The sequence below is a fragment of the Caballeronia sp. LjRoot34 genome (assembly GCF_964253815.1).
GTDB lineage: Bacteria > Pseudomonadota > Gammaproteobacteria > Burkholderiales > Burkholderiaceae > Caballeronia.
On sequence record NZ_CAXUSB020000003.1, the window covers coordinates 822,385 to 846,499 of the forward strand.

Sequence of the window (24,115 nt, forward strand, 5' to 3'; positions counted from 1 at the left end):
AGAATGAAGAAGTTTCAATCGTTTCTAGTTCTGCGACAGTTCGTGGCCTTGATGGTGCTGGTCGTCGTTGGTCTGATCATCTGGTTCGTCGGGCCGCTTGTCGCCTTCGGTGGGCTGACGCCGCTTGCCAGCGTCGGCATGCGAATTCTGGCGATCGCCATGCTGCTGGCCGGCTTGCTTTTGTGGCTCGCCGGCTGGTCAATCAGCATCATCCTGGTGGCTTTACTATGTCTGCTGATCTGGTTCGCCGCGCCAATGCTCTCCTTTGGACACACACAGCCTTTCGAGACGGCGTCCGCACGCGCAATCACCATTGTGGCGGTCCTGACCGTCTTCGCGGTCTACGGACTGTTTCGGCTCAAAGACAAGCTCCGCAATAACGAGTCGTTAGTAACGCAGATACTGGAGTTCGGTACCAAGCAGGAGGCTTCGCCGGCGGCAGTGCAACTCCAGGAGGTCACTGGCATAGTGAACGCCGCGCTGGCGCGCCTGAAAGCGATGCGTACCGGCGCACGCGGTCTGAGCCGCTTGTTCCAGGGCAAGCGCTATCTGTACGAACTGCCGTGGTATGTCACGCTCGGCTCAAAAGGTGCTGGCAAAACCACGGCGATGCTCAACGCCGGACTAGCGTTTCCCGTGGCCGAGCAAATGCAACAGGCCGTGGAGGAACTGACTGCGGGCGTTGGCACCGCGAATGTGGACTGGTGGCTGACCAATGAAGCCGTGCTGATCGACACAGCCGGGCGTTACACCCGGCATGCCCTGTCGAGTACCGCCAACGAGGTTGAGAACCTGCCCTCGGGGAAACCAGCGATTGCTGCGAACAGCAAGCAACGAAGCACGATCAAGGCTGAACCGAAAGCACAACAGCCAAAGTCTGGCGAGACAGCATCGCCCCAAGAACCGACAACTACGTCGGATGAGCCAAAGCCGCAGAGCGACGCTGGAGAGGGCAAAACAAGCGTCGACGCGGCTGAATGGCTGGGTTTTCTCGCACTGCTGCGCAAACACCGTCCGCGTGCGCCCATCAACGGCGCCATTTTGACGGTCGATCTCGCCTCACTTACAAGCGATGATGCGCACGCTCGCCTCGGTGAAGCAGCGGTGCTGCGCAACCGTCTGGCTGAACTGCGCACGGAGCTAGGGATTCGGTTCCCGGTCTATCTGGTGATCACCAAGATGGATCGCTTGAGCGGATTCGACGAGTACTTCGGCTCCCTCACCGCCGAAGGCCGGTCGCAGACCTGGGGATTCACGTTACCGCCTAGGCGTGAGAGCGTGGCAAGGGAAGATCTGCGTGCGCGCTGTCGCTCGGAGCTCGCGCTTCTTTCAAAGCGTTTGGCTGAAGGGGTGAACACGCGCCTTCAGGACGAGTACGAAGCGGGAAACCGTAGAAAGCTTTCTGCGTTAGACCAGGAATTCTCGGCGCTCATCGGGCCGTTAGCGTCCTTGATCGAAAGCGTGTTCATCGGCTCACGATATGACGCAACGCAACGCGACGAGACACTCAGGGGGGTGTATTTCGTTAGCGCCGCGCAGGTAGGCGCCACGCTCGTGGCAGAGCGTCAGACGATCGTGCAGCGCTTGATGAGCGGGCTCAAGGGCGGGTCTGATAATCAGATTTCAGCGCCGCCCCGTCACCTGAGCTATTTCCTTCAGGATCTGCTGACCAAGGTCATTTTCCCCGAAGCGCATCTTGTCCGTCCTAACTTACGCTGGGAGTTTCGCTTCCGGCTGCTGCGACTGGTCGGCCACGCACTGGCGCTGTTGCTGTTCGCATGGCTTGCCAGCAGCGTGTGGATCAGCCTCGGGAACAACCGAGCCTATCTCGACGCAATCGAACGCAAGACCCAGGCGCTGCTGGCGAAAGTCACGCAGCTCTACAAGGCTCCAAAACCGGAAGCCGTGCCGGACACGCTCGCCGACGCCCGTTATCTGGCAACCTACCCCGGACTGGATTTGTCGTCACCGGACATCGCGTACCGCTTTGGCCTGTACGTTGCTCCCGGCATAGCCACCGAAAGCCGCCACACCTACGACGCACTCGAAGACAACCTGCTGTTGCCGCAGATCGTGCGCCGTATGGAAGCGGTACTCTCCGACGCCATCGCCAGAAAGGATTCGGAAACCGCATACGCGGCTTTGCGCGCCTATCTGATGCTGCAAGACAAGGCCAAATACAACGCTGACGATGTCAAGGGGTGGGTGTTATCCGACTGGGCTAACACGGACAGCGCAGCCGTATTCGGTGGCCGCGCCTCGATGATCGAGCACGTCAACGCCCTGTTCTCAGGCGACCGGATCGTGCAATCTCCGTTCGTGAGAAACGACGCGCTGATCCTGCAGGCTCGCTCATTTCTCGATGCAAACAACGCGACCCTGCGGCTCTATGAACGCGCGAAGATTGCGATGCAAAAGGAAGCGCCAGAGGACTTCACCCTCCTGCGTGCGGTGGGTCCACAGGCCGGCACCGTGTTCACACGCGCGAGTGGCGAACCGCTTGCGCGCGGCGTCCCGGGCTTATTCACGTACGACGGCTATCGCAACCTCTTCGACAAGCGTCTTCCCGAGTTCGTCCAACTTGCTCGCGACGACGATGCATGGGTAATGGGTCACAGTCTCCTGGGCGATGCTCAAAAAAAAACGGCTGAGATTGCGAGCGCCGCTGGTGTAGCTACCGATCCGCTGACCGAAGAAATCCGTCGCCAATACCTGATGGAATATGCGCAACGCTGGGACACGTTCCTGGGCGATATCCGTACGGTCAGCGGCACGAGCCTCGCGTTCAACCTGCAGATATTGCGCCGGTTCGCGGCTCCTGACTCACCGCTCTCAAGGCTTGCGCAGGCCGCGGTTAGTGAAACCACGCTCACCCGCGTGGCTATCAGTGACGACAAATCTTTCCTGCAGAAAACGGCTGGGCAACTCGGCTCAAAATCCGATCAGGCGCTCGGTATTCGCGCAGAGGAACGCCTGGAGCGAGAACTGGTAGACAGTCACTTCGCCGCGTTACGTGAAGTGGTGACCGGAACGGGGGAAACTCAAACAACGACAAAATCCGCAGCTCCAACCGGCTCGCCACAACTCGATGGCCTGACGAGCCAACTGAACGATTACTACACCGTCTTGACCGTGGCAGACAACGCGCTGACCAACAACAGCATGCCACCCGCAAACGATGCCGCAGTGAAGCTCAAGCTAACGGCCGACACGCTTCCCGCGCCGTTTCGCGAGGTGTTGCGTAATCTGGCGATCCAGGGCTCGCAAGAGGTCAATCAGGGAATTGGTCAGTTGCTGTCCCGCCAGATGGTCGTCACGATCGGCGATGCTTGCCGAGTGGCGGTCGAAGGAAATTATCCGTTTGCGCCAGACAGTAAGCAGGACGTGAGCATCGATGATTTCACGCGAGTGTTTGCGCAGGGTGGCGTGATTGACGACTTTTTCACCAAGACGCTTGCGCCGTTTGTCGACACAGCAGCGAGACCCTGGCGCTATAAGATTTTGCCGGGTGCAACTGAACCCGTTCAGGGGCCGAATCTGGGACCCTTCGAACGGGCGAAGGCTATCCGCGACGTCTTCTTTACTGATTCAGGACAGAAGAAGCTGGCTTGGAAGGCTGAGATCAAGATCCCCGAACTCGACCCGACCATCACAGGTCTCGTGCTCGATATCGACGGCCAGAGCGAGCAATATCAACACGGTCCCGATCGGCCGTTCGCGGTGACCTGGCCGGGGCCACGAGGCGGCGCTCATGCGGAAATCACGGCGAATCCCCGCATCCGACCGGAGACGTCGACGCTTTCGACCGATGGTCCGTGGGCTTTCATGCGCTTATTGAAGAAAGGCCGGCTGATCGAGACGGCAACGCCAGGACGCACGCGCGCCGAGTTCGACTTTGATGGACGAAAAGCCGTGCTTGATATAGCAGGCGCGGGCAGCGTGGCGAATCCGATCACCAGCAACGTGTTGAGCTCGTTTCAATGTCCGAGTTCGATGCCGACCTTCAATTTGCCCGACAGTGGACCCCCAGTCGGGTTGCCATCCGCGCTGCCGGGAATGCGAGCGCAAGCGGAGCCGGCTCGGCAAGCTCCGCACGTCGATGCTGAGCCTGCACTTATCGAGGATGCCCCGCTGCAGAGCGCGCCGCAGCCGGCTCGGCCGAAAGTAAAGGAAACACCGTCCCACGATGATTGGACGCGTGCTGGTTAGACGGCGCGATTCATTTGAACCGCATACGCGCAAGAGGTCTACCGAGCAAGCATCGACTTGCATCGTGTAGACCTCAGCCTGAAGATTGATTCTTGTGCGCAGCTAACGCCTCAAATTGCCAGGAGGCGCGACCCCCTCACTTCGCCGTAGGCATCGCAAACTCCGCCCCCTTCTCCGTACTTTCCGGCCACCGCTGCATGATCGACTTTTGCCGCGTATAAAACCGCACGCCTTCTTCGCCATACGCGTGCATATCGCCGAACAGGCTACGCTTCCAGCCGCCGAACCCGTGCCATGCCATCGGCACAGGAATGGGCACATTGATCCCGACCATCCCCACTTCAATCCGCCGGCCGAACTCACGCGCAATGTGCCCGTCGCGTGTGTAGCAGGCCACACCGTTACCAAACTCATGCGCGTTGATCAAATCAACCGCTTCGGTAAAGTCCTTCACCCGCACACACGCCAGCACCGGCCCGAAAATCTCTTCTTTATAGATCCGCATCTCAGGCGTCACGTGATCGAACAACGTACCGCCCGTGAAGAAACCTTCTTCATGCCCCGGCACCTTCAAACCACGTCCATCGACGACCAGCGAAGCACCCTCTTCCACGCCCAGCGCGATGTAACCTTCAATGCGTTCCAATGCCTGACGCGTGACGATCGGGCCCATTTCGGCATCGGCCTCCATGCCATTCTTGACGATCAGCGTACGCGCCCGCTCCGCCAGCCGCGGAATCAGTTTGTCGGCCACATCACCCACCAGCACAGCCACCGAAATCGCCATGCAACGCTCGCCCGCCGAGCCATAACCCGCACCAACCAGTGCATCGATCGCCTGATCGATATCCGCATCCGGCATCACGACCATATGATTCTTCGCGCCGCCAAGCGCCTGCACGCGCTTGCCATGCTGCGCGCCGGTCTGATAAATGTAATTCGCAATCGGCGTTGAACCCACAAAGCTAATGGCCTTCACATCGGGATGCACGAGCAGCGCATCGACCACGACCTTGTCGCCTTGCACCACGCTGAACACGCCATCGGGCAGCCCAGCTTCCTGCAACAACCCCGCCATGAACAACGCAGCCGACGGATCGCGCTCACTCGGCTTCAGCACAAATGAATTCCCCGCAGCGATAGCGACCGGGAACATCCAGCACGGCACCATGCACGGGAAGTTGAACGGCGTAATGCCTGCCACCACGCCAAGCGCCTGACGCGTCGTCCAGTTGTCGATACCCGTCGATACCTGCTCGGTATAGTCACCCTTCAAAAGCTGCGGAATGCCGCAAGCGAATTCGATGACATCGATACCCCGCGACACTTCGCCCTGCGCGTCGCTGAACACCTTGCCGTGCTCGGCGGTGATGATCGCGGCGAGCTCGTCGCGATGCTTGTTCATCAGTTCCAGAAAACGCAGCATGACGCGCGCGCGCCGGATGGGCGGCGTCTCGCTCCAGGCCACAAACGCTTTCTTCGCGCCGGCGACGGCGGCGTCCACATCGGCAACATCGCCCAGACGCAGCGTGCGTGCTTCCTTACCGGTCGCGGGATTGAAAATCGGCTGGGTACGCGTGCCCGTGCCGGGAACACGGCGGCCCTGGATGAAGTGGCCGACGTCCGCGCGATCGTTGAAGCTCTGCATGATGTGACACCTGAATAAGATGGGAGTCTTCAGAGTGTAAGAACGTCAGACGCGTCTGCAAAGGCGCTATGATTGAAATGATTGTTTTCTATGGTGAACAATGAAGATATGGAAACGCAACGCGTCGAGGCGCTCTGGACTCATCTCTATTGGCTGACCATTCTCGCGCAGCAAGGCAGCTATACGCGCGCCGCCACGCGGCTGGGCGTGAGCAAGGCGGCAATGAGCCAGCGGATTGCCGAGCTGGAGCGCGCAGCGGGCGTTTCACTGGTGCAGCGCACAACGCGCAGCGTTCGGCTGACGGAGGCGGGGCAACGTCTGGTCGATCAAACCCGCGATCAATATGAGGGGATTGCGCAAAGTTTCGCGGGCGTGCGCGATTCGGCGGGTATCGCTCGCGGCGAGTTGCGCATCACCGCTCCGGTGGCGTTCGCGCGGCAGCAACTCGTGCCGCATCTATCGACCTTTCTTCGGGCGAATCCGGAAGTACGCGTGCAGCTCGAAGTGTCGGACCGCATCAGTTCGCTTGCCAGCGAGGGTTTCGATCTCGCGATCCGCCATAGCGCCGCCGCGCCGGAAACGCATGTTGCCTGGACACTGTGCGCAACCCGCTCGGTGATCGTGGCGACACGTGCGTACCTGCGCCGGCGCGGCACACCCGCCTCGCCGCAAGATCTGGCCGCGCATGACTGCCTGTTCTATCCGCGCGCGCAAGAGGCGCCTGCCTGGACATTCGAACGCGCGACGGGACGCAAGACCGCGGCCGAGCGCGTGACCGTGCCTATCAACGGGCCGTTTTCCGCGAACAATAGCGAGACCCTGCGCGACGCCGCACTCGATGATCTCGGCATTGCGCTGCTACCGGATTTCAGCGCGCAAGCCGCGCTGCGCGCCGGGCAGTTAATCAAGGTGCTGCCGGAGTGGCAGCCCAAGGGGGGGTTCGCTGAACAGCTTTATGTGGTCCGGCCGTACGCGTCGCACGTGCCGCGTGCAGTGACCGCGTTTGTCTCCTATCTGCGCAAGACCTTCGAAAACGGTTTCTCCGATTAGCGTCCACGCCCGAAAAGTCGTCGCGCTCACTCATTGCGCAGCGAGCTAACGGCTGGTCGCCCGATTGTCGATCCAGTTGACGATATCGGTGTGGTAAGTGCGCGGCGCTTTTGCAACCGTGCGCACCGCCAGACTCGCCAGCGTCTGTGCTTCAAGCACCTCGTTCATGCGCTTCTCGGCGTCCAGCATCACAGCGTGAATAGAGCACGTGCCGCTTGTCGCCCATTTGGGCGCGGTATCTCCGAAGATTGCACAGCGTGCGCGAATTTCGCGGCAATCGAAAAGCGGCTTTGGGCCGTCGACAGCCTGCACAACGTCAAGCACGGTGATCCGTTCAGCAGGTCGCGCGAGCGTAAATCCTCCACGCGCACCCTCCGTAGCGACGGTCAATCCCGCCTTATGAAGTTTGGTGAAAAGCTTGGCGACGTAATCAACCGACAACCCTTGCAGCTCGGCCAGGTCACGTACGCTCGCCTCGCCCACGCCGGCGGGCGCGTCGGTCAAATACAAAAGACAGTGCAGCGCATATTCGACGCCCGAACTGATGTGGCTCATCTTATCTCCGACTCGATAAATCCTAGTTTCGACATTCTATGCAATCAGTCGGTGACGAGCAACGTCAATCTCGAAACTTCGTCACATTTATATTCTATGCGCTGTTAAAAGCGCAATTTCGTGGATATCCAATCCGTCGCACCACGATCATCTGAAAAAATATCGACGAAGTATGCGCTTGCCAAACATAACTACGACATCTATAGTCGTAGTTATGCGAATAACAGGCCTCAGATCTCGAGCCTGAAAATCACAACGCATGGCATCGAAGTGAAATGACCTGATCAATGAATGGAACTGAAAAATGACTGATAGCGGCAAGAGAATATTGGTAGTCGGGGCCGGTTTCGCCGGCATGTGGAGCGCGCTGGGTGCGGCTCGCCTACTGGACATCGCAAACAAGTCGGGAGAGCGAATCGAAGTGGCCTTGATTGCGCCCGAGCCAATTCTGCACGTCCGGCCGCGTCTTCACGAATCCAATCCACTAGGCATGAAAGCGCCTTTGCTGCCGCTCTTCGAGGCAACCGGGATTCGCTTTATCCAGGGCAGCGTGAGCGACATTCGTGCGGCGGCCCACGAAGTCGAGGCTGTCGGCGCGGACGGAAACACATTCACGGTCCGGTATGACAAGCTTGTGCTGGCCAGCGGAAGTTCGCTCTTTCGTCCTCCGGTTCCCGGCCTCGCTACGGCCGCGTTCAGCATCGACCAGATCGGGGACGCCGCGCTTCTCGAAGCGCATCTCGGCAAGCTCGCCGATCAACCTGATACGCCGGCACGCAATACGGTGGTCGTGGTGGGCGGCGGATTTACGGGCATCGAGATAGCGACTGAACTTCCGGAGCGCTTGCGGTCCGTGCTGGGGAGCACCGCGTCCGTGAATGTGATCGTGATAGAACAAGCCGATGCAATCGGCCCGGATCTCGGCCTCGGTCCCCGGCCTGTGATTGAGCAGGCGTTGACCGAACTCGGCATAACGCTGCGTCTAGGCACAGCAGTGAGCGCCATCGATACCGATGGGATCGTCACATCGACCGGCGAACGCATCGATACAAAGACGGTGATCTGGACAGCGGGCATGCGGGCCAACGCGCTCACGAAAAAGCTTGACGCCGAGCGCGATCGGCTCGGTCGCTTGCATGTGGATGCGGACCTGCGTGTGTTGGGTACAGAAGACATCTTCGCCGCCGGCGATGTCGCCTTCGCCGCCACCGACGACGTGGGAAATCACGCGCTCATGTCATGCCAGCACGCGATGAACATGGGCCGGTTCGCGGGCCACAACGTGGCGGCTGATCTGGTCGGCGCGGAGCTTTTGCCTTACCGGCAGCCGGTATATGTGACGTGCCTCGATCTCGGATCGTGGGGGGCGGTTTATACCGAAGGCTGGGATCGTCAGATCAAGCTCGTCGGTGCGGAAGCGAAAGCGCTCAAGCGGCAGATTTGCACGGAGTGGATCTATCCGCCTGCTGCCGACCGCGAAGCAGCATTCGCCGCGGCCGATCCCGCGGTCTCGGTAGTCGCTTAGGCTCGCAGCCGGCGTCGCTGCGCCTTCAGCACTTCATCGGCGCGCAATCCCGTCAACTGCTCATATAACGCCGGCGCAGTAGCGCCCTCTGTGTTCAGCAGCAGCACGCTCGACCGTTCATCGAGCCCGAGCGCAGCGCGATCTTCCGCGCTGCTGCTCGCCTGGATAAGCCCCGCAAGACCCGCCGCGCCCGACTCCCCCGCCACGACAGGCACATCGCGCTCAGCACCCTGGGCGAAAATCCGCATGGCATCGACGGCGGCATCGTCGGAAATGGTCATGAAGACATCGGCGAGAACGGCCAGGAAACGCCACGCAAGCGGCGATGCCTCTCCGCAAGCAAGGCCAGCCATGATCGAGTCGACAGAGCCGGTAGCGAGCGCTGCCCGTCCTCTGACCGCGCTTTGAAACAGACAATCCGCCTGGCCCGGCTCGACAATCACGCAAAGCGGCCGCCGCTCGCCGAAGCGTTCGGCGAAATAACTGACGAGGCCAGCCGCAAGTCCGCCCACGCCACCCTGAATGAACACGTGCGTATAAGGATCTTCGCCACCTTGCTCGATTGCCTCGGCGGCGATCGTCCCGTATCCCTGCATCACATCGCGCGGGATAGTTTCATATCCGTCGTATGAGGTATCAGAAACGACGTGCCAGCCGTGCTCTTCTGCCAGGCGCGCGGCCTCCTTCACCGACTCGTCATAGTTGCCGTCGATCTGCACGATCTGCGCACCCAACTGTTCTATGGCGATACGCCGTTCATCGTTCACGTGGCGATGCAGCACGATCACGCACCGGCAACCAATACTGCGCGCAGCCGCGGCCAATGCACGGCCGTGATTGCCATCGGTCGCGCTGATGACCGTGAAGTCCTGCATCAACGCCTTGTAATGCCCAGCGGTTAACTTCGCCGGAACGAAGTCCTTCTCAGGCCAAAGGCGTCGAATCAAACGGATCAGCGCAATGGGTGCACCCAGCGCCTTGAAGCTGCCAAGCGGAGAACGATGGCCTTCGTCCTTCACCCTGATCGATCCAACACGCAGTCGGGCAGCAAGATTCGGCAGAGCCCACAACGGTGTCGGACCGGCGTTCAATCCATCCCATGTCGATAACCACGCGCGGCTTTCATCGGCGGCTTGAATGTTCAGGATGTCGCGAAGCGATTCGTCGTAACGCCCACGGCGCGCGCTGGTGTTATGTTGCAGCATCAAACTTTCCTCTGGATCGGGTTCTGGTCAGGGACAACCGGCAGTTTCGTGCGCACGATCTCAGCCAGATAACGCGCGCCAATGGGCAAGACAGCGTCGTTGAAATCGTAGCGGGCGTTGTGAAGCGGCGTTGCACCCGGCTCGCCCTCGGCGCCATTGCCGATGAACGCAAAATTTCCAGGCACCACCTGAAGGAACGCGCCGAAGTCTTCCGAGATCATCATCGGGGCAACGTTGCCGTCTACATTCGCCGCGCCCACGATCGCCGTTGCGGCCGTGATCGCTGTCGGAACGCATTCCGGCGTATTCACCGTGGGAACAAACTCATGCGCGTATTCGAACGAACATTCGGCGCCGTGCGCCGCGCAAATACCCTCGCTGATGCTGCGCATCCGGCTCTCGAGCAAGCGCTGCACGTCAGGCGTGTAGCTGCGTGTATCGCCCTTGATGATCACGTGTCCCGGAATCGCGTTGCGAATGCCATCGGTGAACAACTCCGTGCAGGAGATCACCGCAGGCACACCGGGATCGACACTCCTCGATACAACCGTCTGCAAAGCCAGCACAATCTCTGCGGCAATCACAATTGGATCGATGGTCATATGCGGCCGCGCAGCATGGCCGCCGAGTCCATTAATACGGATAACGAAATTATCCTCACTCGCCATGATGCCGCCGGCCCGCGTTGCGATGGCTCCCGCCCGCAAGCCTGGAATGTTGTGAACACCATAGATTTCATCTACAGGAAAGCGCTCGAACAGTTTGTCGGCGATCATCGCCTTCGCGCCCTTGCCATGTTCTTCGGCGGGCTGAAAGATGAAACGCACGGTCCCGTTGAAATCGCGTCGCTCGCATAAAAGCTTCGCCGTGCCGAGCACCATGCTCATGTGACCATCGTGTCCGCAAGCGTGGGACTTGCCGGCGCGAACGGACGCATGGCTGCGCTCCGGTGCTTGCTCATGAATGTTGAGCGCATCCATCTCCGCGCGTAGACCAATCACACCACGACCGTCGCCGCAAGACAGGCTCGCGACAAATCCCGTTCCGCCGATCCCCCGTGTTACCTCAAGCCCGAAGCCCTCAAGCACCTCCGCCGCGAAGGCGCTCGTCTCGTGTTCCTCGAAACCCGTCTCGGGCGCGCGATGAAAGCGGTGTCGCCACTGCGTCAATTGACGATCGAAGTCCAAGGTCGCGCTGCTTGTTTTCATGGTGTTTCTCTCCGTGTCCGCTCGATTCCTGCTGTGCTCCAGTATAGGAACCGTCTGCTGAGAAAAAATCTCATTTAGATGCCGATGACCGATAATTCGATTCTATTTCTGGCCGTTAAACTCGACAAACGCTGCGTTCATCCCAGGACACCCCATGGCGCTCGACCGGCTGGACGTTCGAATCCTCAACCTGCTGCAAGAGAACGCGGCTACGCCGCTACGCGTGCTTGCCACCGAGGCCAATGCGTCGGTCGCAACCTGTCAGCGCCGGATCGCGCAGTTGCGCTCGGACGGCGTGTTGCTGAAGGAGGTCGCTATTGTTGATCGCATGCGGGTCGGCAGGCCGCTGACCGTGTTTGTATCGGTGGAACTGGACAAGCAGAACGACTCGCTATTGCGCGCGTTCGAGCGCCGCATGATGGCGGAAGGCGATGTGATGGCCTGCTACGAAGTGTCGGGTGAGTTCGACTTTCTGCTGATCGTGAACTCGGCGTCCATGGAGCGGTATCACGCGTTCACGCGGCGGTTGTTTTCGTCGAACAACAACGTGCGCAACTTCAAGAGCAACTTCGCGATGAACTGCTCCAAGTTCGAGACGAAGATTCAGATCGACGACCCGGAAGAGGCTGATAGCGGATCGGCTTGAGCGTTGCTTCGCCGACTCCGCCGGTCGTCAAGGCTTGAGCGTAGTTCAACCCTTTGCCGTTCGCGTCAAGCCCGCCTCAATCCCCCGACGAACGCCGCTATACGATCGCAAGCCTGCGCGAGCCGGGTTTCATCGACGACAAAACCCAGCCTCACGTAACCGTTCGCCGTCTCGCCGAACGCGCTGGCATCGAGTAGCGAAACGCCTTGCGCGCGGAATAACTGCCAACTGAATTCATAAGCATTCAGGCCCGTGCCGGTCACATCGACCATCATGAACATCCCAGCCTCGGGCAACAAACAATGCAGGCCGGGCACATCGCGAAGACGATTGAACACGACGTCGCGCCGCCGCCGGTAAATCTCGCGCATGTCCGCCACGATCTGCGCACGGTTCTCGAGCGCGGTCAACGCCGCTTCCTGGATAAAACCCGGCAGGCCGTAGAGCATGCAGAGCGCAAGCCGTCCGAGATGTTCGATGAGCGTCTTCGGTCCGATCACCCAGCCCACGCGCCAACCCGGCATGGCGTGCGACTTGGACAAACTGCCAAGCGTCACGGTGCGCTCGGCCATCCCCGCAAGCGATGCAATACTCACGTGCTCGCGCTCAAAGGTCAGGTCTGCATAGACCTCGTCGGAGACGATCCAGAGATCATGCTTGCGAGCCAGTTCGGCGATACGTTCAAGATCTTCACGCGGCATCACCACGCCCGTCGGATTGCAGGGCGTGGCGAAGAAAATTGCTTTCGTGCGAGGGGTGATCGCTGCCTCGAGCGCCGTGCAGTCCAGATGAAATGCTCTCGCAGGATCAACGGCCACGGGTACCAGCGTGGCGCCCGATGCCCGGACGCTGGCCTCGTAGGTCAGGTACATCGGCTCGGGTACGATGATCTCATCGCCTGCTTCGCACAGGCACAAGGACGTAGCGAAGAGCCCGTTCTGCGCGCCCGCGACCACGATCACATTGCTCGCATCCACGCTCGTCCCGGTCTGACGCGCGTGATCCCGCGCAATGGCCGCACGCAGCGGCTCGCGTCCGATCACTTCCGCGTAATGCGTGTCGCCAGCCCGGAGCGCTGCCACCGCGCGATCGACGATCACTTCGGGCGTAGCAAAGTCTGGATCACCAACGCTCAGGATGATGACGTCCTCGCCGTTCTGCAAAGCCTGCTGCGCGGCGTGGTGGATTTCCCATGCAGCCGTGCGCTTGCCTTGCAGGCGCTCGACGAGGTTCGAATACTTCATGCGCTCACTCCCTGAAGCGTGCCGAATGATCCGGCACGCGATGATTTCAATTCGATCGAATCAATTATAAAGTCCGCCGGAACGCAAACGTCAAGCGCCTGCGTCAGCGCCCCTTCGGGCTTTCGTTCTCTCACCGGCAGTCTCCGCGCCCAGGTTCGCCGCAAGATAACTCAACAACGCCTGGATGCGCAGCGAACGCCCCTTGCGCGTAGGCACCAGTGCGATGACCGGCGCGCTGCCGAAATCCCATTCGCTCAGGAGCCTCACCAGCTTGCCCGCCGCGACGGCGTCCGCCACATCCCATTGCGAGCGCAGCACGAGCCCAAGGCCCTCTTCCGCCCAACGGCGCGCCACGCTGCCATCGTTCGTGGTGAACGCCGGCGTGACGCGCAGCGTGGTTGGCGACGACAGTTTCCTGCCCGCGTCCGACTTGCGCCGACGCACCCGCCAAAGCGTCACGTCCTCATCGTTCTCGCGAATACAGATGCAGTCGTGTTCGAGAATCTCGCGCGGCTCGCGTGGATAACCACGTGCCGCGATATAACCCGGGCTCGCGCACAACCAACGCTCGTTCGCGAGCAATGGCCGCGCGCTCCAGGAGGAGTCGCGGACAGTGCCGATCTGGATCACGATATCGGCGGCATGGCTTTGGGGCCACGGCGTTTCGAGCAGGTCGAGTTGCAGGCGAATCCCCGGGTTCGCGCGGGCGAACCGCGCCAGCAGCGGCGCAATATGCACGCGTCCAAAACCGAACGGCGCGGCAATCCGAATATGCCCGGCGAGTTGCGCGGTCTGATCGCGGAAGGTGTCAGGAAGCGCCTCGATGGCGCTCAGCAACCCTTGCGCTTCGCGTGCCAGTCTTGCGCCGTCCGCAGTCAGCGACATATGCCGTGCATCGCGGGTAGCGAGCGTCACGCCCAGCGCTTTCTCCAGCTTCTTGAGCCGCATGGAGAGCGCCGATGGCGTCACGTTCAGGACGCGCGCCGCCGCGCTCAGGGATTCCGAGCGCGCGAGCATGGTGACGAGCCTGAGGTCAGCGAGTTCCATCGTTCAATTTTGCTTAAGGATAGATGTGGCTGATTTTAAACACAGCTTAGGGTTTCATTAGTAAAGTTGCTTCCATCATGCCAAATCAATCTACCCCAACTTATCCGAAAGCGGTGCTGTTCGACCTGCTGACCGCCCTGCTCGATTCATGGAGCCTGTGGAATCGTGCAGCCGGCAGTGAAACCGCGGGCCGCGCGTGGCGCGCGGAATACTTGGCGCTGACCTACGGCTGCGGCGCCTACGTTCCCTATGAAGAACTCGTACGCCAGGCCGCGTTGCAGGTCGGCTTGCGTGAATCGGCCGCCCGCGTGCTGGAAGCGCAATGGCTGCAACTCGCGCCCTGGAGCGGCGCGAAAGAAGTACTGCGCAAGCTCGCGCCGCATTGCCCGCTGGCGATCGTGACCAACTGCTCAAAGCGTCTCGGCGAGCAGGCTGCGGGTCTGTTCGATATCGACTGGGACGTGATCGTGACCGCCGAAAGCGCGGGCTTCTACAAACCCGACCCGCGGCCGTATCAGATGGCGCTAGACCGGCTAAAGGTCGATGCGAAAGATGCGGCATTCGTCGCCGGTTCGAGCTACGACATGTTCGGCACGGCCGTGACCGGCTTGCGCACGTACTGGCATAACCGCGTGGGTCTGGAGCGCGTGCCAGGCGCGCAGGCGCCCGAGATCGAAGCACCTACGCTTGACGCGCTGCTACCTTGGCTACGCGGATTCAACTTATCGAAGGGAGCGTCCACGTCATGACTCTGGATCAGATCGAAACCCCTGCCGCGTTGATCGACCGGCCGCGCATGGAGCGCAACATCGCCCGTATGCAAAGCCGGATGGACACGCTCGGTGTTGCGTTCCGCCCGCATGTGAAGACGACGAAGTGCGTGGAAGTCGCGCAGGCTCAGCGCGATGCGGGCGCCCGTGGCATCACGGTGTCGACGCTCAAGGAAGCCGAGCAATTTTTCGCGGCAGGCTTCGGTGACATCCTGTACGCGGTGGGTATCGTTGCATCGAAGCTACGTCGCGCGCTGGCGTTACGGCGCGCGGGATGCGATCTCAAACTGATCGTCGATAACCTGGAGGCTGCGCGAGCTGTAGCCGAGTTCGGCCGCGCTCATGGCCAAACCTTTGAGGTGTGGATCGAAATAGATACCGACGGTCATCGTTCCGGCGTCCAGCCTGATGAACCTCGCTTGCTCGATATCGGGCGGATGCTGCATGGCAATGGTGAGCCTCATGGGGCGCGTCTTGGTGGCGTGATGACCCATGCAGGGTCGAGCTACGATCTCAACACACCCGACGCGCTGGCGGCGCTTGCGGAACAAGAACGTGCGGGTTGCGTGCGTGCTGCCGGGCGCTTGCGCGACGCGGGTTTGCCGTGTGATGTGGTGAGTGTTGGTTCCACGCCAACCGCGCTTGCGGCGCGGCATCTTGAAGGCGTCACGGAGGTGCGGGCGGGCGTGTATGTATTCTTCGATCTCGTCATGCGCAACGTTGGTGTCTGTGCGACGGATGATCTGGCGCTCAGCGTGTTGACGACGGTCATTGGTCATCAGGTTGACAAGGGCTGGGCTATCGTCGATGCCGGCTGGATGGCGATGAGCCGTGATCGCGGCACGGCGAAGCAAACGCACGACTACGGTTACGGGCAGGCTTGCATGCTCGATGGCGCACCGCTTGATGGATATATGCTCACGGGCGCGAACCAGGAGCATGGCATTCTTGCGAACGTGGATCATCGTGGCGGGGATGTTTCCGTACATCTGCCGGTTGGTACGCGGCTGTTGATTTTGCCGAATCATGCATGCGCTACCGGGGCGCAGTTTCCCGTTTATTACGCGCGCTCGGAGGAGGGTGAGGTGGTCGTGTGGGGGAGATTTTATGGTTGGTAGGGCGGGGCCCGCTGGGAGCGGGGTTGGGGGGTTAGGAGGTTGGTCAGTGCTGTGGGGGTGCGGTGTTAGTGGTCAGGGTTGGCGTGGCAGGTTCCAGGGTTAGCGGTCGGAGTTGATGCCGGGTTGGTGCTTTCGGCCGTGGTGGTCTGCGAGAGTCGGATATTCTCTTTATCACTATTAGCCACTGTGCGTGGCGGCACGTCATTTCTTTGTCCAAAGGTAACTAGTCAGCACTTGTAAACTGCTGCGAAGCTCGGCATGATTCGGAGATGACATTAGTGCCCAACCTTAAAAATCTAACGGACGAGCAGAAAGACGCGCTCATCATTGAGTTGGTGAGGCGTCTGAATGAGATTGAAGCGAAGCTGGAGAAGGACAGCCACAACTCAAGCAAGCCACCGTCCTCGGATGGCTTGAAGCGCAAACCCAAACCCAAGTCGCAGCGCACGGCGAGCGGCGCCATGCCAGGCGCTCAGCCAGGTCATGAGGGCAAGACACTCAAACGCGTGGCGCAGCCAGATCACGTTGAGATTCATCGCGTGAGTCGGGTATGTGATAACTGCGGGAAAGAAATCATGCCCGATCGCATTTCAGTGCTGGCCGAAGAGCGCCAGGTCATCGATTTGCCGGTGATCCGGTTTGAGGTGACAGCCCATCGCGTGGAGCGGGCGCAATGCGGCTGCGGCCAATTACATCGGGCCGAGTTTCCCAAAGGCGTAAGCCAGGCGGTGCAGTACGGCAGCCAGATCCAGGCGGCGGCGGTCTATCTGACGCAATATCAGCAGTTGCCCCTGGAGCGTACCTCGCAGGCGTTGCGCGACCTGTTTGGCCTGAGCATGAGTTCGGGCACGGTGCAAAACTGCATCACGCAAGCGGCACGGATGTTGAGTCCGGCCGTTGAACTCATTGGGCAAGCGCTGCAAAGCGCGCCGGTCGTGCATTTCGATGAAACCGGCATGCGCGTGGGACGTACCCTGCACTGGCTGCACACGGCCTCGACCCAGGCGCTGACGTGGTATGGCTCGCACCGCACGCGTGGGCGCGAAGCACTGGACAGTTTCGGTATCCTGCCCTCATTTACCGGGATCGCAGTGCACGATGGCTGGGTGCCTTACTCCTACTACGAGTGCGAGCATGCGTTATGCAACGCGCATCATCTGCGCGAGTTGATCGGGGTGTGGGAATCCACCCAGCAGCCCTGGGCCGAACACATGCTCAAGCTGCTGCGCCAGGCCAAGCGCGAGGTCGATGACAGCATTGCCTGCGGCCGCACGGGCTTGAGCCGCACGCGCACCAACTACTATCGGCGACGCAGCCGCGCCCTGATCAGAGAAGGCCGCAAGCTCAACCCGCAACAAGCGCGCGACCCCACGCGTGAAGATGTGCGCGGCAGAATCAAACAAAGCGAAGCCTACAATCTGCTGGGGCGCCTGGAGCGTCATACCGCGCAAGTGTGGCGTTTCGTGGCCGACCATCGCGTGCCGTTCGACAATAACCAGGCCGAACGCGATATCCGCATGCCCAAGCTCAAACAAAAAGTCTCGGGATGCTTCCGCACAGCGAGCGGACTTCAGGCGTTTTGCACCATCCGATCGTATCTGGCTACCCTGCGCAAACAACGCCGCCCACTCATGGCCGCGCTCGCTCTTAGCTTCGCTGGCCACGTCCCTTCGCCTTTAGCGGCTGACTAGTTACGTCCAAAGCGACAAAGAAACGAAGCAAAGAAAGCGCTTTCAACCACGCTACCCTAAGTGTCCACAGCGTGCAGTTTTGATTCATAGGTGCCCCAAAAGCACGGTGCTCGCCAGAGCCACGGATGTGTGAACCCCTCCTTCTCCGAACACCGATACCCACACGCTTCGCCACCAGTGATTGAACCTGCCCAAGGAGCACCCCGCGCTATCCGCGGACGACCTCCCTCCAAATGTGTACTCACCTCGAACCACGTCGCCAACCCTGATGGAAACGAGGTCGCGAAGATGCGGGTGGCCGTAACCGACGAAAATAGCGGTACAGAACGCGCAGCCAATTCACAAAAAACTGAAGCAGTAACCACAAACACGCATGAAGCTGTGGCCTATGAATACGGTCGCACAGACCAGGTAGCTAACCCGCGAAGAACCGCAGCCGTAAATACCCGTGAGGCCGTGCGGGTTCCTTAGCAATTGTGCTTGCCCGAGAGCGTACGGGGCGAAGCGTGTTCGTGTCAGGATTCGCGAGAAGGAGGGGTTCAAACATCCGTGGCTCTGGCGAGCACCGTGCTTTTGGGGCACCTATGAATCAAAACTGCACGCTGTGGACACTTAGGGTAGAGCGGTTAAAGCGCTTTCTTTGCTTCGTTTCTTTGTCGCTTTGGACAAAGAAATGACGTGCCGCCACGCACAGTGGCTAATAGTGATAAAGAGAAAATCCGACTCATGCAGACCACCACGGCCGAAAGCACCAACCCGGCATAGACCCCGACCACTAACCCCAGAACCGACCACCCTAACACTGCCCCCGACCACCTCGCCAAAACCCCAAACCCCGTCCACCGGCGCGAGCGAAAATCAACTGGCGTCAAATTCAGCCTGAATCGCCACATGCACGTCATCCCCCACAGCCGGATACCACGTCGACAAACCGAACTGCGCGCGACTGAAATGTCCATCGGCGGAAAAGCCCAGCGTCTGTTGCTTGGTCAGCGGATCCTTTGCATGCCCGTTAAACGTGACTGCAAGCGTAACCGGCCGAGTCGTGCCCCGAATGGTCAGGTCGCCGGTGAGTTCACCCTTGTTGTCCGCCGTGCGCTTGAACGCCGTACTCACGAAATGAATGGTCGGAGAATGCTCGACGTCCAGCATATCCGGACCCTTGACCATCTTGTCAAGAATAGGCACGTTGGTGTCGAGACTCGTTGCATCAATATCCACCGTCACCGTACTGTGATCCATGCCAGCCGCATCCCAGTTCAACTGCGCGGTAGTCTTGTCAAACCGCATGACGAAGCGCGAATACTTGAAGTGATCGACATCAAAACTGACGTTCCAGTGATGCGCGTCAAGCTGATAACGCCCCGCAGGAACGCTCGCTTCATCAGGCGACACTGAATGCGTCACCACGCTCAGCGCCGTACAGGCCGACATCGACAACACTAACGCAATGAGCAAACCCGCGCGAAGCGTGTGAATGCGGGACAGCAATCTGAAGTCGTACATGATTGTCCTTTGAAGAGGTCGACACCTGTGACGCAAGTCATCGCAGCCGCCTACACTACTTGTAGAAAATGTAGTTGGCGATGTAAGGCGAGCTACCAATCTCATGTTCGGTCGAACACGGCGAGGCCGGCATCACGCCGCCCACGGTATTCACACGCTGAACATAACGAATAGCAGACAGCATGCCGCTCGCCGCGGTGCTACGCGTTTCGAGCAATAACTGCGGCACGCTCGCGGCGGTTTCGCTCGGCGTTTGCGCGATCACGTGACCCACGATCCGGCTACCATCGTCTGCCTCCCACGACGGCCCCGCGGAGTGCCGGATCAATGCCTGGCCGCTGGTATCGTAGAGCGTTGCCTGCGGGTTCTTGAACACCCAACCCAGATGATGCTGCGCATCGTATTCGCACGAATACACCTGCACGCCGGAAGCGGTCGTCGTCACGACGCGTTCCGCCTGAGGAGGATCAATAGAGGACGCAGCGGACGCGGCAGTGCTTGCAACGCAGACGGCCATCACAGCCGCCACCCGGCTCACGCGGTCAAGATGAATGAACATGAAACTCCTGCTTCAAGGAAATGGCTGACACATAGATTGTGCGCCCGGATTGTGCGCCCGCGGCCACGCTGCGGGCATATCGCCCCCGGTCCACCTCAGACCCGGTCCAGATTAGCCGACGCAAACGCCCAGTTCAAATGCTGCGACACGGTAGCAACAAGATAGTCGGGACGGCGGTTCTGATAGTCCAGGTAATACGCATGTTCCCACACGTCCACCGTCAACAACGGCGCGAGTCCGCGCGTGAACGGCGTTTCCGCGTTGCTCGTCTTGATGACCGCTAGCTCGCCCTGATCGAGTACCAGCCAGCCCCAGCCGCTGCCGAACTGCGATGCCGACGTCGTCACCAATGCCTTCGTCAACGCCTCGGTCGAACCAAACTTGCGCACAATTGCCGCCTGGAGTTTGTCGCTCGGCTGAGTGGTAACCGGGCTCAGCGAATTCCAGTAAAAGTTGTGATTCCAGGCTTGCGCGGCGTTGTTGAAGACATCGGCGAGAGCGGGTTGATCGTGCGATCGCATGATCACTTGTTCGAGCGATGCCTGCGCCAGCGGCGTACCGGCCAGCAGCTTATGCAGGTTATCGAAGTACGCGCGATGGTGCTTGCCGTAATGGAACCCGATGGTGCGCGCCGAGATCACCGGCTCAAGCGCGTTTTCCGCGTAGGGCAACGGCGGCAGCGTTTGCGGCGATGAACCCAGGTAAGCGGGCACAACGCTGAGCGTCGCTTTTGCATCGGCGGGAGATTGGGCCGACGTATCTTGCATGGAAGCGCTGAACGCAAACTTCGAGAGCGCGACGCTAGCCGACGCCAACGTTCCGCTTGCAATCAGGCGACGACGGGAAATAAGCGAATTAAGCATGTTGAAACCCGTAAGTGTGGAGTGATTGCAGCCATTACCGGTTCTCCGGTCTGTCCTGGCCGCACTTTCACAACACCTCGCGTTCGGCGTCTATTCCATCGACTGCTCACATTATTGACCCCAGGCCGGAACAGGCAGAAGAGTTCAGGCACTGCGGTCATCGCCAGAAATTTGCCGGCCACGAGCGGGCTAAGCACCAGGCCGACGCACCCACCGCTAACGATGCACCCACGCGCGTTGCCAAGGCGCTCATGATCTCATTGGCCGACCGCTCGTTCCGCGAATCGGGCGTTCGACGCAAAGCCGCGTGCGTCGAGAACGGACAGGGTCGTCAACTGCGAGACCCAGCCCTGAACGCTCACACGATCAACCTTCGCGAAAGAGGAAGCTATAAGCGTTCAACGCCGGCACGCCGCCAAGATGCGCATACAGCACCTTCGAGCCATCCGGGAACTCGCCGCGTTTCACCTTATCAATCATGCCGTGCATGGACTTGCCTTCGTACACGGGGTCGGTCAACACGCCCTCCAGCTTCGCGCACAGGCGGATGGCCTCAAGCGTGCCTTCGTTCGGCAAACCGTATTCGGGTCCGCCATACCGTTCATCCAGCACGATATCGTTCAACGTGATGTCACGTCCCAGCTCCACTTGCTCAGCCGTTTGCCGCGCGATCCGGTGGATCTGCTCACGGGTCTTTTCAGGCTTGGCCGATGCGTCGATACCGATCACCCTATCCGCGCGTCCGTCCGCCGCAAAACCCACGACCATGCCGGCCTGCGTGCTGCCCGTGACCGAACAGACCACGATGTAGTCGAACTTGAAACCAAGCTCCGCTTCCTGCTGGCGCACTTCTTCCGCAAAACCCACGAAGCCCAGGCCGCCTAGCGGATGGTCCGAACAACCCGCCGGAATCGCGTAAGGCTTGCCGCCCGCCTTCCGTACACTTTCCAAAGCGTCTTCCCAGCTCTTGCGAAAGCCGATGTCGAAACCGTCCGCGACCAGGCGCACATCCGCGCCCATGATCCGCGACATCTGGATATTGCCAACGCGGTCATACACCGCGTCCGAGTAGTTCACCCAGTTTTCCTGCACCAGCACGCACTTCATGCCGAGGTGAGCAGCAACGGCCGCGACCTGACGCGTCTGGTTCGACTGAATCCCACCGATGGAGACGAGCGTGTCGCAGCCTTGCGCGATCGCTTCGGGGATCAGGTATTCGAGCTTGCGGGTTTTATTGCCGCCGAATGCGAGGCCGCTGTTGCAGTCTTCGCGCTTCGCATAGAGCTCGACCTTGCCGCCGAGATGTTCTGACAGCCGTGCGAGCGGCTGGATCGGCGTCGGCCCGAAAGTGAGCGTGTGACGGGGAAATTTCTTGAGGTTCATGTGTCGCTCCGATAGACAGCCAAGTCGCCGCATTAATTTGCGTCGATGAGAAGTATGGTAAAAAACTTTGGCTGAAGCAGGGTTGCGATTAAATTGTCATTTGTTTAATTCTCACTGAATGAATGTCTAGTCAGCGTAATTAATGTGTGAAGGAATAACTATGAGCGCAACAAAAGTTCGTGCTGTCTCACGTGTAAGCGGTCAATCGGGCGCCGAGCTGGACCGCGTCGACCGCGCGATCCTCAGGCTGCTTCAGCGCGACGCCTCTATTTCCAATGTTGCGCTCGCGGCCAAGGTGAACCTGAGTGCGCCCGCTTGTTTACGCCGCGTAGAACGGCTTAAACAAGCGGGTCTGATTCGGGGAATCGTAGCGTTGCTGGAACCAAAGAAGCTCAACGCGGGCATGTTGATGATCATCGGCGTGGTGCTTGACCGTTCGACGCCGGAGTCCTTCGCCGCGTTCGAAAAAGCTGCGCAAAAGGTCTCGGGATGCATGGAGTGCCACATTGTGACGGGTGAGTTCGACTGCTTCATGCTGGTACGCACGCGCGACAGCGAGAGCTTTAACCGCCTGCATGCCGAACAGTTGTTGTACTTGCCCGGTGTGCGCCAGGTCAGGACCTTCATGGTCCTGAAGGAAATCCTGTCGACAACCAGTTTCCCTATCTAGCATGTCCGCGCGTGGCCGGCCGGGCGCATGGCGCGTGCACGGAGCCATTGCCAAGCTGAAGAATAATGACTATGTTTTGCGGGGCAGCAAACCACGCGTCAAGGTTCGGCCATGCCGATCCCGAGCCTGGCGATACGATTAAGACAGATCACCGTGCCGGCGGCTTAAGCCCCATACCGTCGGCCAACAAACCGGACCATAGGAATTTCCACGCATGACAACGACCGCACAATTCGACAACGTCTCGATCATCAAGCACGCCAACATCTACTTCGATGGCAAATGTGTCTCGCATACCATCCTGCTCGCCGATGGCACTCGCAAAACGCTAGGCGTCATTTTCCCGGCGCTGCTGACGTTCTCGACGCAAGCGCCGGAACAGATCGATGTCAACGCCGGACGATGCCGCGTGCGCAATCCGGGAGAGGAAGCGTGGCGTGAATATGGCGCCGGCGAGTCCATCACCGTGCCCGGCAACACGAGCTTCGAGATTGAAGTGATTGAAACTGTCGACTACGTCTGCCATTACTTTTGAGCGCAGGCTGGACCGTTTATTTCAGGTGCGTACCCCGCGCCTGATTTAAACAAAAAGACGGTGGATTGGCGAAGGGTTTGTAACGCCGTCGGTCCACCGTCTTCGAGCAACGCACGTCGCATGTGCATTACCTGGACGCGATTTGCCGACGCGCCGCCGCCGGATAGAGTTCCGCGTACATCTGAACAAGCCACGCGTGCGGGCAGTCGTCGCTGATGGAAATACCGTTCGCGTTGACGTCGCTCAAGCCGATCTGACGCGCCTGCAAGGCTGCGCTAAACGCGCAGCTTGCCCTATGCCGCACATAAAGCGCGCCGAGCACCGCGATAACGAATATCGTCGCCCTGAGTCCAAATGTGCCGGGATGGCCCAACGGCACGTGCAGCAGCAAGACGATGCAAAGGCATGCCGCCGTTAGCACCGTCACCGACGCCGACAAGAGCACCGCATGGGCGCGCAATGTGATCGACAGGGTGGTTTGCATGACAGTCTCTTCTGGCTCGCGCCAAGCGGAATTTTCTTTCAATCTCGAACAAACCCGGTTCCATCCGATGCGGCGTTCATGTCGGCCGGCAACGCGGAATGCGGCACTGCGTCAGGCGAGAGAAAACCGCGCCACGTTGACCATAGAATGCGCGAGACATGCTTAAGCGACGCTTATCCGCGCGCGGAGCGTTCAGTTA

20 protein-coding genes are annotated in these 24,115 nt (G+C 60.0%); 9 read left to right on the forward strand and 11 right to left on the reverse strand.

All coding sequences use genetic code 11. The features are described from left to right. Positions 1-3 precede the first annotated feature (3 nt). Complete coding sequence (gene tssM / locus ACSQ36_RS34680) at positions 4-4,209, forward strand: type VI secretion system membrane subunit TssM (RefSeq protein WP_436185560.1); 4,206 nt, start codon at positions 4-6, stop codon at positions 4,207-4,209. Positions 4,210-4,345: 136 nt separating this feature from the next. Here tssM and ACSQ36_RS34685 read toward each other — a convergent pair whose 3' ends face one another. Continuing rightward, a complete protein-coding gene (locus ACSQ36_RS34685; RefSeq protein WP_436185561.1) occupies positions 4,346-5,857 on the reverse strand; it encodes a CoA-acylating methylmalonate-semialdehyde dehydrogenase in 1,512 nt (503 codons plus the stop codon). 108 nt (positions 5,858-5,965) lie between these two features. On the opposite strand from ACSQ36_RS34685, the gene ACSQ36_RS34690 reads away from it, so the two are divergent. After that, positions 5,966-6,907, forward strand: a complete 942-nt coding sequence (locus tag ACSQ36_RS34690; RefSeq protein ID WP_436185562.1) for a LysR family transcriptional regulator — start codon at positions 5,966-5,968, stop codon at positions 6,905-6,907. A gap of 45 nt (positions 6,908-6,952) precedes the next feature. Here ACSQ36_RS34690 and ACSQ36_RS34695 read toward each other — a convergent pair whose 3' ends face one another. After that, entirely contained in the window at positions 6,953-7,462 is a 510-nt protein-coding gene (locus ACSQ36_RS34695; RefSeq protein WP_436185563.1) for an RrF2 family transcriptional regulator, read from the reverse strand. A gap of 304 nt (positions 7,463-7,766) precedes the next feature. Here ACSQ36_RS34695 and ACSQ36_RS34700 point away from each other — a divergent pair, with 304 nt between their 5' ends. Then, positions 7,767-8,987 carry an NAD(P)/FAD-dependent oxidoreductase gene (locus tag ACSQ36_RS34700; RefSeq protein WP_436185564.1) on the forward strand — a complete coding sequence of 407 codons (1,221 nt, stop codon included), beginning with the start codon at positions 7,767-7,769 and terminating at the stop codon, positions 8,985-8,987. On the opposite strand, the gene ACSQ36_RS34705 is transcribed toward ACSQ36_RS34700, so the two are convergent. Together ACSQ36_RS34705 and ACSQ36_RS34710 are read right to left on the reverse strand one after the other, a co-directional pair. After that, positions 8,984-10,192, reverse strand: a complete 1,209-nt coding sequence (locus ACSQ36_RS34705) for a diaminopropionate ammonia-lyase (protein WP_436185565.1) — start codon at positions 10,190-10,192, stop codon at positions 8,984-8,986. The genes ACSQ36_RS34700 and ACSQ36_RS34705 overlap by 4 nt on opposite strands. Further along, the gene (locus ACSQ36_RS34710) at positions 10,192-11,400 is read right to left on the reverse strand and encodes a M20 aminoacylase family protein (protein ID WP_436185566.1); all 1,209 of its coding nucleotides are present in this window, start codon (positions 11,398-11,400) and stop codon (positions 10,192-10,194) included. Before ACSQ36_RS34710 ends, ACSQ36_RS34705 begins: the two co-directional genes overlap by 1 nt. A 154-nt stretch (positions 11,401-11,554) precedes the next feature. Here ACSQ36_RS34710 and ACSQ36_RS34715 point away from each other — a divergent pair, with 154 nt between their 5' ends. Next, a complete protein-coding gene (locus ACSQ36_RS34715; RefSeq protein ID WP_436185567.1) occupies positions 11,555-12,046 on the forward strand; it encodes an Lrp/AsnC family transcriptional regulator in 492 nt (163 codons plus the stop codon). A 65-nt stretch (positions 12,047-12,111) separates the two neighbouring features. On the opposite strand, the gene ACSQ36_RS34720 is transcribed toward ACSQ36_RS34715, so the two are convergent. Together ACSQ36_RS34720 and ACSQ36_RS34725 are read right to left on the reverse strand one after the other, a co-directional pair. Further along, positions 12,112-13,290 carry a pyridoxal phosphate-dependent aminotransferase gene (locus ACSQ36_RS34720; protein WP_436185568.1) on the reverse strand — a complete coding sequence of 393 codons (1,179 nt, stop codon included), beginning with the start codon at positions 13,288-13,290 and terminating at the stop codon, positions 12,112-12,114. Positions 13,291-13,380: 90 nt separating this feature from the next. After that, positions 13,381-14,337: a LysR family transcriptional regulator gene (locus tag ACSQ36_RS34725; RefSeq protein ID WP_436185569.1), complete on the reverse strand. Its 957-nt coding sequence runs from the start codon at positions 14,335-14,337 to the stop codon at positions 13,381-13,383. 77 nt (positions 14,338-14,414) lie between these two features. Here ACSQ36_RS34725 and ACSQ36_RS34730 point away from each other — a divergent pair, with 77 nt between their 5' ends. From ACSQ36_RS34730 to tnpC, 3 genes are all read left to right on the forward strand, one after another. Continuing rightward, on the forward strand, positions 14,415-15,086 hold the full coding sequence (locus ACSQ36_RS34730; RefSeq protein ID WP_436185570.1) for an HAD-IA family hydrolase: 672 nt from the start codon (positions 14,415-14,417) through the stop codon (positions 15,084-15,086). Next, positions 15,083-16,225, forward strand: coding sequence for an alanine racemase (locus ACSQ36_RS34735; RefSeq protein ID WP_436185571.1), 1,143 nt, complete (start codon positions 15,083-15,085; stop codon positions 16,223-16,225). The genes ACSQ36_RS34730 and ACSQ36_RS34735 overlap by 4 nt, the downstream gene beginning before the upstream one ends. A gap of 278 nt (positions 16,226-16,503) precedes the next feature. Then, positions 16,504-17,916: an IS66 family transposase gene (tnpC, locus tag ACSQ36_RS34740; RefSeq protein ID WP_436183543.1), complete on the forward strand. Its 1,413-nt coding sequence runs from the start codon at positions 16,504-16,506 to the stop codon at positions 17,914-17,916. A gap of 858 nt (positions 17,917-18,774) precedes the next feature. Here tnpC and ACSQ36_RS34745 read toward each other — a convergent pair. The 4 genes from ACSQ36_RS34745 to ACSQ36_RS34760 form a co-directional block, all read right to left on the reverse strand. Further along, the gene (locus ACSQ36_RS34745) at positions 18,775-19,422 is read right to left on the reverse strand and encodes a YceI family protein (RefSeq protein WP_213769094.1); all 648 of its coding nucleotides are present in this window, start codon (positions 19,420-19,422) and stop codon (positions 18,775-18,777) included. Between the two features lie 55 nt (positions 19,423-19,477). Next, a complete protein-coding gene (locus ACSQ36_RS34750; RefSeq protein ID WP_255631852.1) occupies positions 19,478-19,981 on the reverse strand; it encodes a DUF3455 domain-containing protein in 504 nt (167 codons plus the stop codon). Between the two features lie 95 nt (positions 19,982-20,076). Then, on the reverse strand, positions 20,077-20,682 hold the full coding sequence (locus ACSQ36_RS34755; RefSeq protein WP_255631858.1) for a superoxide dismutase: 606 nt from the start codon (positions 20,680-20,682) through the stop codon (positions 20,077-20,079). A 528-nt stretch (positions 20,683-21,210) separates the two neighbouring features. After that, positions 21,211-22,227 (reverse strand): 1-aminocyclopropane-1-carboxylate deaminase, encoded by a 1,017-nt coding sequence (locus tag ACSQ36_RS34760; RefSeq protein ID WP_436185572.1) that lies wholly within the window; start codon positions 22,225-22,227, stop codon positions 21,211-21,213. 160 nt (positions 22,228-22,387) lie between these two features. Between ACSQ36_RS34760 and ACSQ36_RS34765 the strand changes: the two genes are divergently transcribed. After that, complete coding sequence (locus ACSQ36_RS34765; RefSeq protein WP_436185573.1) at positions 22,388-22,897, forward strand: Lrp/AsnC family transcriptional regulator; 510 nt, start codon at positions 22,388-22,390, stop codon at positions 22,895-22,897. A gap of 214 nt (positions 22,898-23,111) precedes the next feature. After that, positions 23,112-23,432: a pyrimidine/purine nucleoside phosphorylase gene (locus ACSQ36_RS34770; RefSeq protein WP_031359973.1), complete on the forward strand. Its 321-nt coding sequence runs from the start codon at positions 23,112-23,114 to the stop codon at positions 23,430-23,432. Between the two features lie 127 nt (positions 23,433-23,559). Here ACSQ36_RS34770 and ACSQ36_RS34775 read toward each other — a convergent pair whose 3' ends face one another. After that, positions 23,560-23,916 (reverse strand): hypothetical protein, encoded by a 357-nt coding sequence (locus ACSQ36_RS34775; RefSeq protein ID WP_436185574.1) that lies wholly within the window; start codon positions 23,914-23,916, stop codon positions 23,560-23,562. Between the last annotated feature and the right edge of the window lie 199 nt (positions 23,917-24,115).

Bases quoted from the DNA above. Each gene is read 5' to 3' on its own strand.
- tssM (WP_436185560.1), top strand. From the start codon at position 4: ATGAAGAAGTTTCAATCGTTTCTAGTTCTGCGACAGTTCGTGGCCTTG.
- ACSQ36_RS34685 (WP_436185561.1), bottom strand. From the start codon at position 5,857: ATGCAGAGCTTCAACGATCGCGCGGACGTCGGCCACTTCATCCAGGGC.
- ACSQ36_RS34690 (WP_436185562.1), top strand. From the start codon at position 5,966: ATGGAAACGCAACGCGTCGAGGCGCTCTGGACTCATCTCTATTGGCTG.
- ACSQ36_RS34695 (WP_436185563.1), bottom strand. From the start codon at position 7,462: ATGAGCCACATCAGTTCGGGCGTCGAATATGCGCTGCACTGTCTTTTG.
- ACSQ36_RS34700 (WP_436185564.1), top strand. From the start codon at position 7,767: ATGACTGATAGCGGCAAGAGAATATTGGTAGTCGGGGCCGGTTTCGCC.
- ACSQ36_RS34705 (WP_436185565.1), bottom strand. From the start codon at position 10,192: ATGCTGCAACATAACACCAGCGCGCGCCGTGGGCGTTACGACGAATCG.
- ACSQ36_RS34710 (WP_436185566.1), bottom strand. From the start codon at position 11,400: ATGAAAACAAGCAGCGCGACCTTGGACTTCGATCGTCAATTGACGCAG.
- ACSQ36_RS34715 (WP_436185567.1), top strand. From the start codon at position 11,555: ATGGCGCTCGACCGGCTGGACGTTCGAATCCTCAACCTGCTGCAAGAG.
- ACSQ36_RS34720 (WP_436185568.1), bottom strand. From the start codon at position 13,290: ATGAAGTATTCGAACCTCGTCGAGCGCCTGCAAGGCAAGCGCACGGCT.
- ACSQ36_RS34725 (WP_436185569.1), bottom strand. From the start codon at position 14,337: ATGGAACTCGCTGACCTCAGGCTCGTCACCATGCTCGCGCGCTCGGAA.
- ACSQ36_RS34730 (WP_436185570.1), top strand. From the start codon at position 14,415: ATGCCAAATCAATCTACCCCAACTTATCCGAAAGCGGTGCTGTTCGAC.
- ACSQ36_RS34735 (WP_436185571.1), top strand. From the start codon at position 15,083: ATGACTCTGGATCAGATCGAAACCCCTGCCGCGTTGATCGACCGGCCG.
- ACSQ36_RS34745 (WP_213769094.1), bottom strand. From the start codon at position 19,422: ATGTACGACTTCAGATTGCTGTCCCGCATTCACACGCTTCGCGCGGGT.
- ACSQ36_RS34750 (WP_255631852.1), bottom strand. From the start codon at position 19,981: ATGTTCATTCATCTTGACCGCGTGAGCCGGGTGGCGGCTGTGATGGCC.
- ACSQ36_RS34760 (WP_436185572.1), bottom strand. From the start codon at position 22,227: ATGAACCTCAAGAAATTTCCCCGTCACACGCTCACTTTCGGGCCGACG.
- ACSQ36_RS34765 (WP_436185573.1), top strand. From the start codon at position 22,388: ATGAGCGCAACAAAAGTTCGTGCTGTCTCACGTGTAAGCGGTCAATCG.
- ACSQ36_RS34770 (WP_031359973.1), top strand. From the start codon at position 23,112: ATGACAACGACCGCACAATTCGACAACGTCTCGATCATCAAGCACGCC.
- ACSQ36_RS34775 (WP_436185574.1), bottom strand. From the start codon at position 23,916: ATGCAAACCACCCTGTCGATCACATTGCGCGCCCATGCGGTGCTCTTG.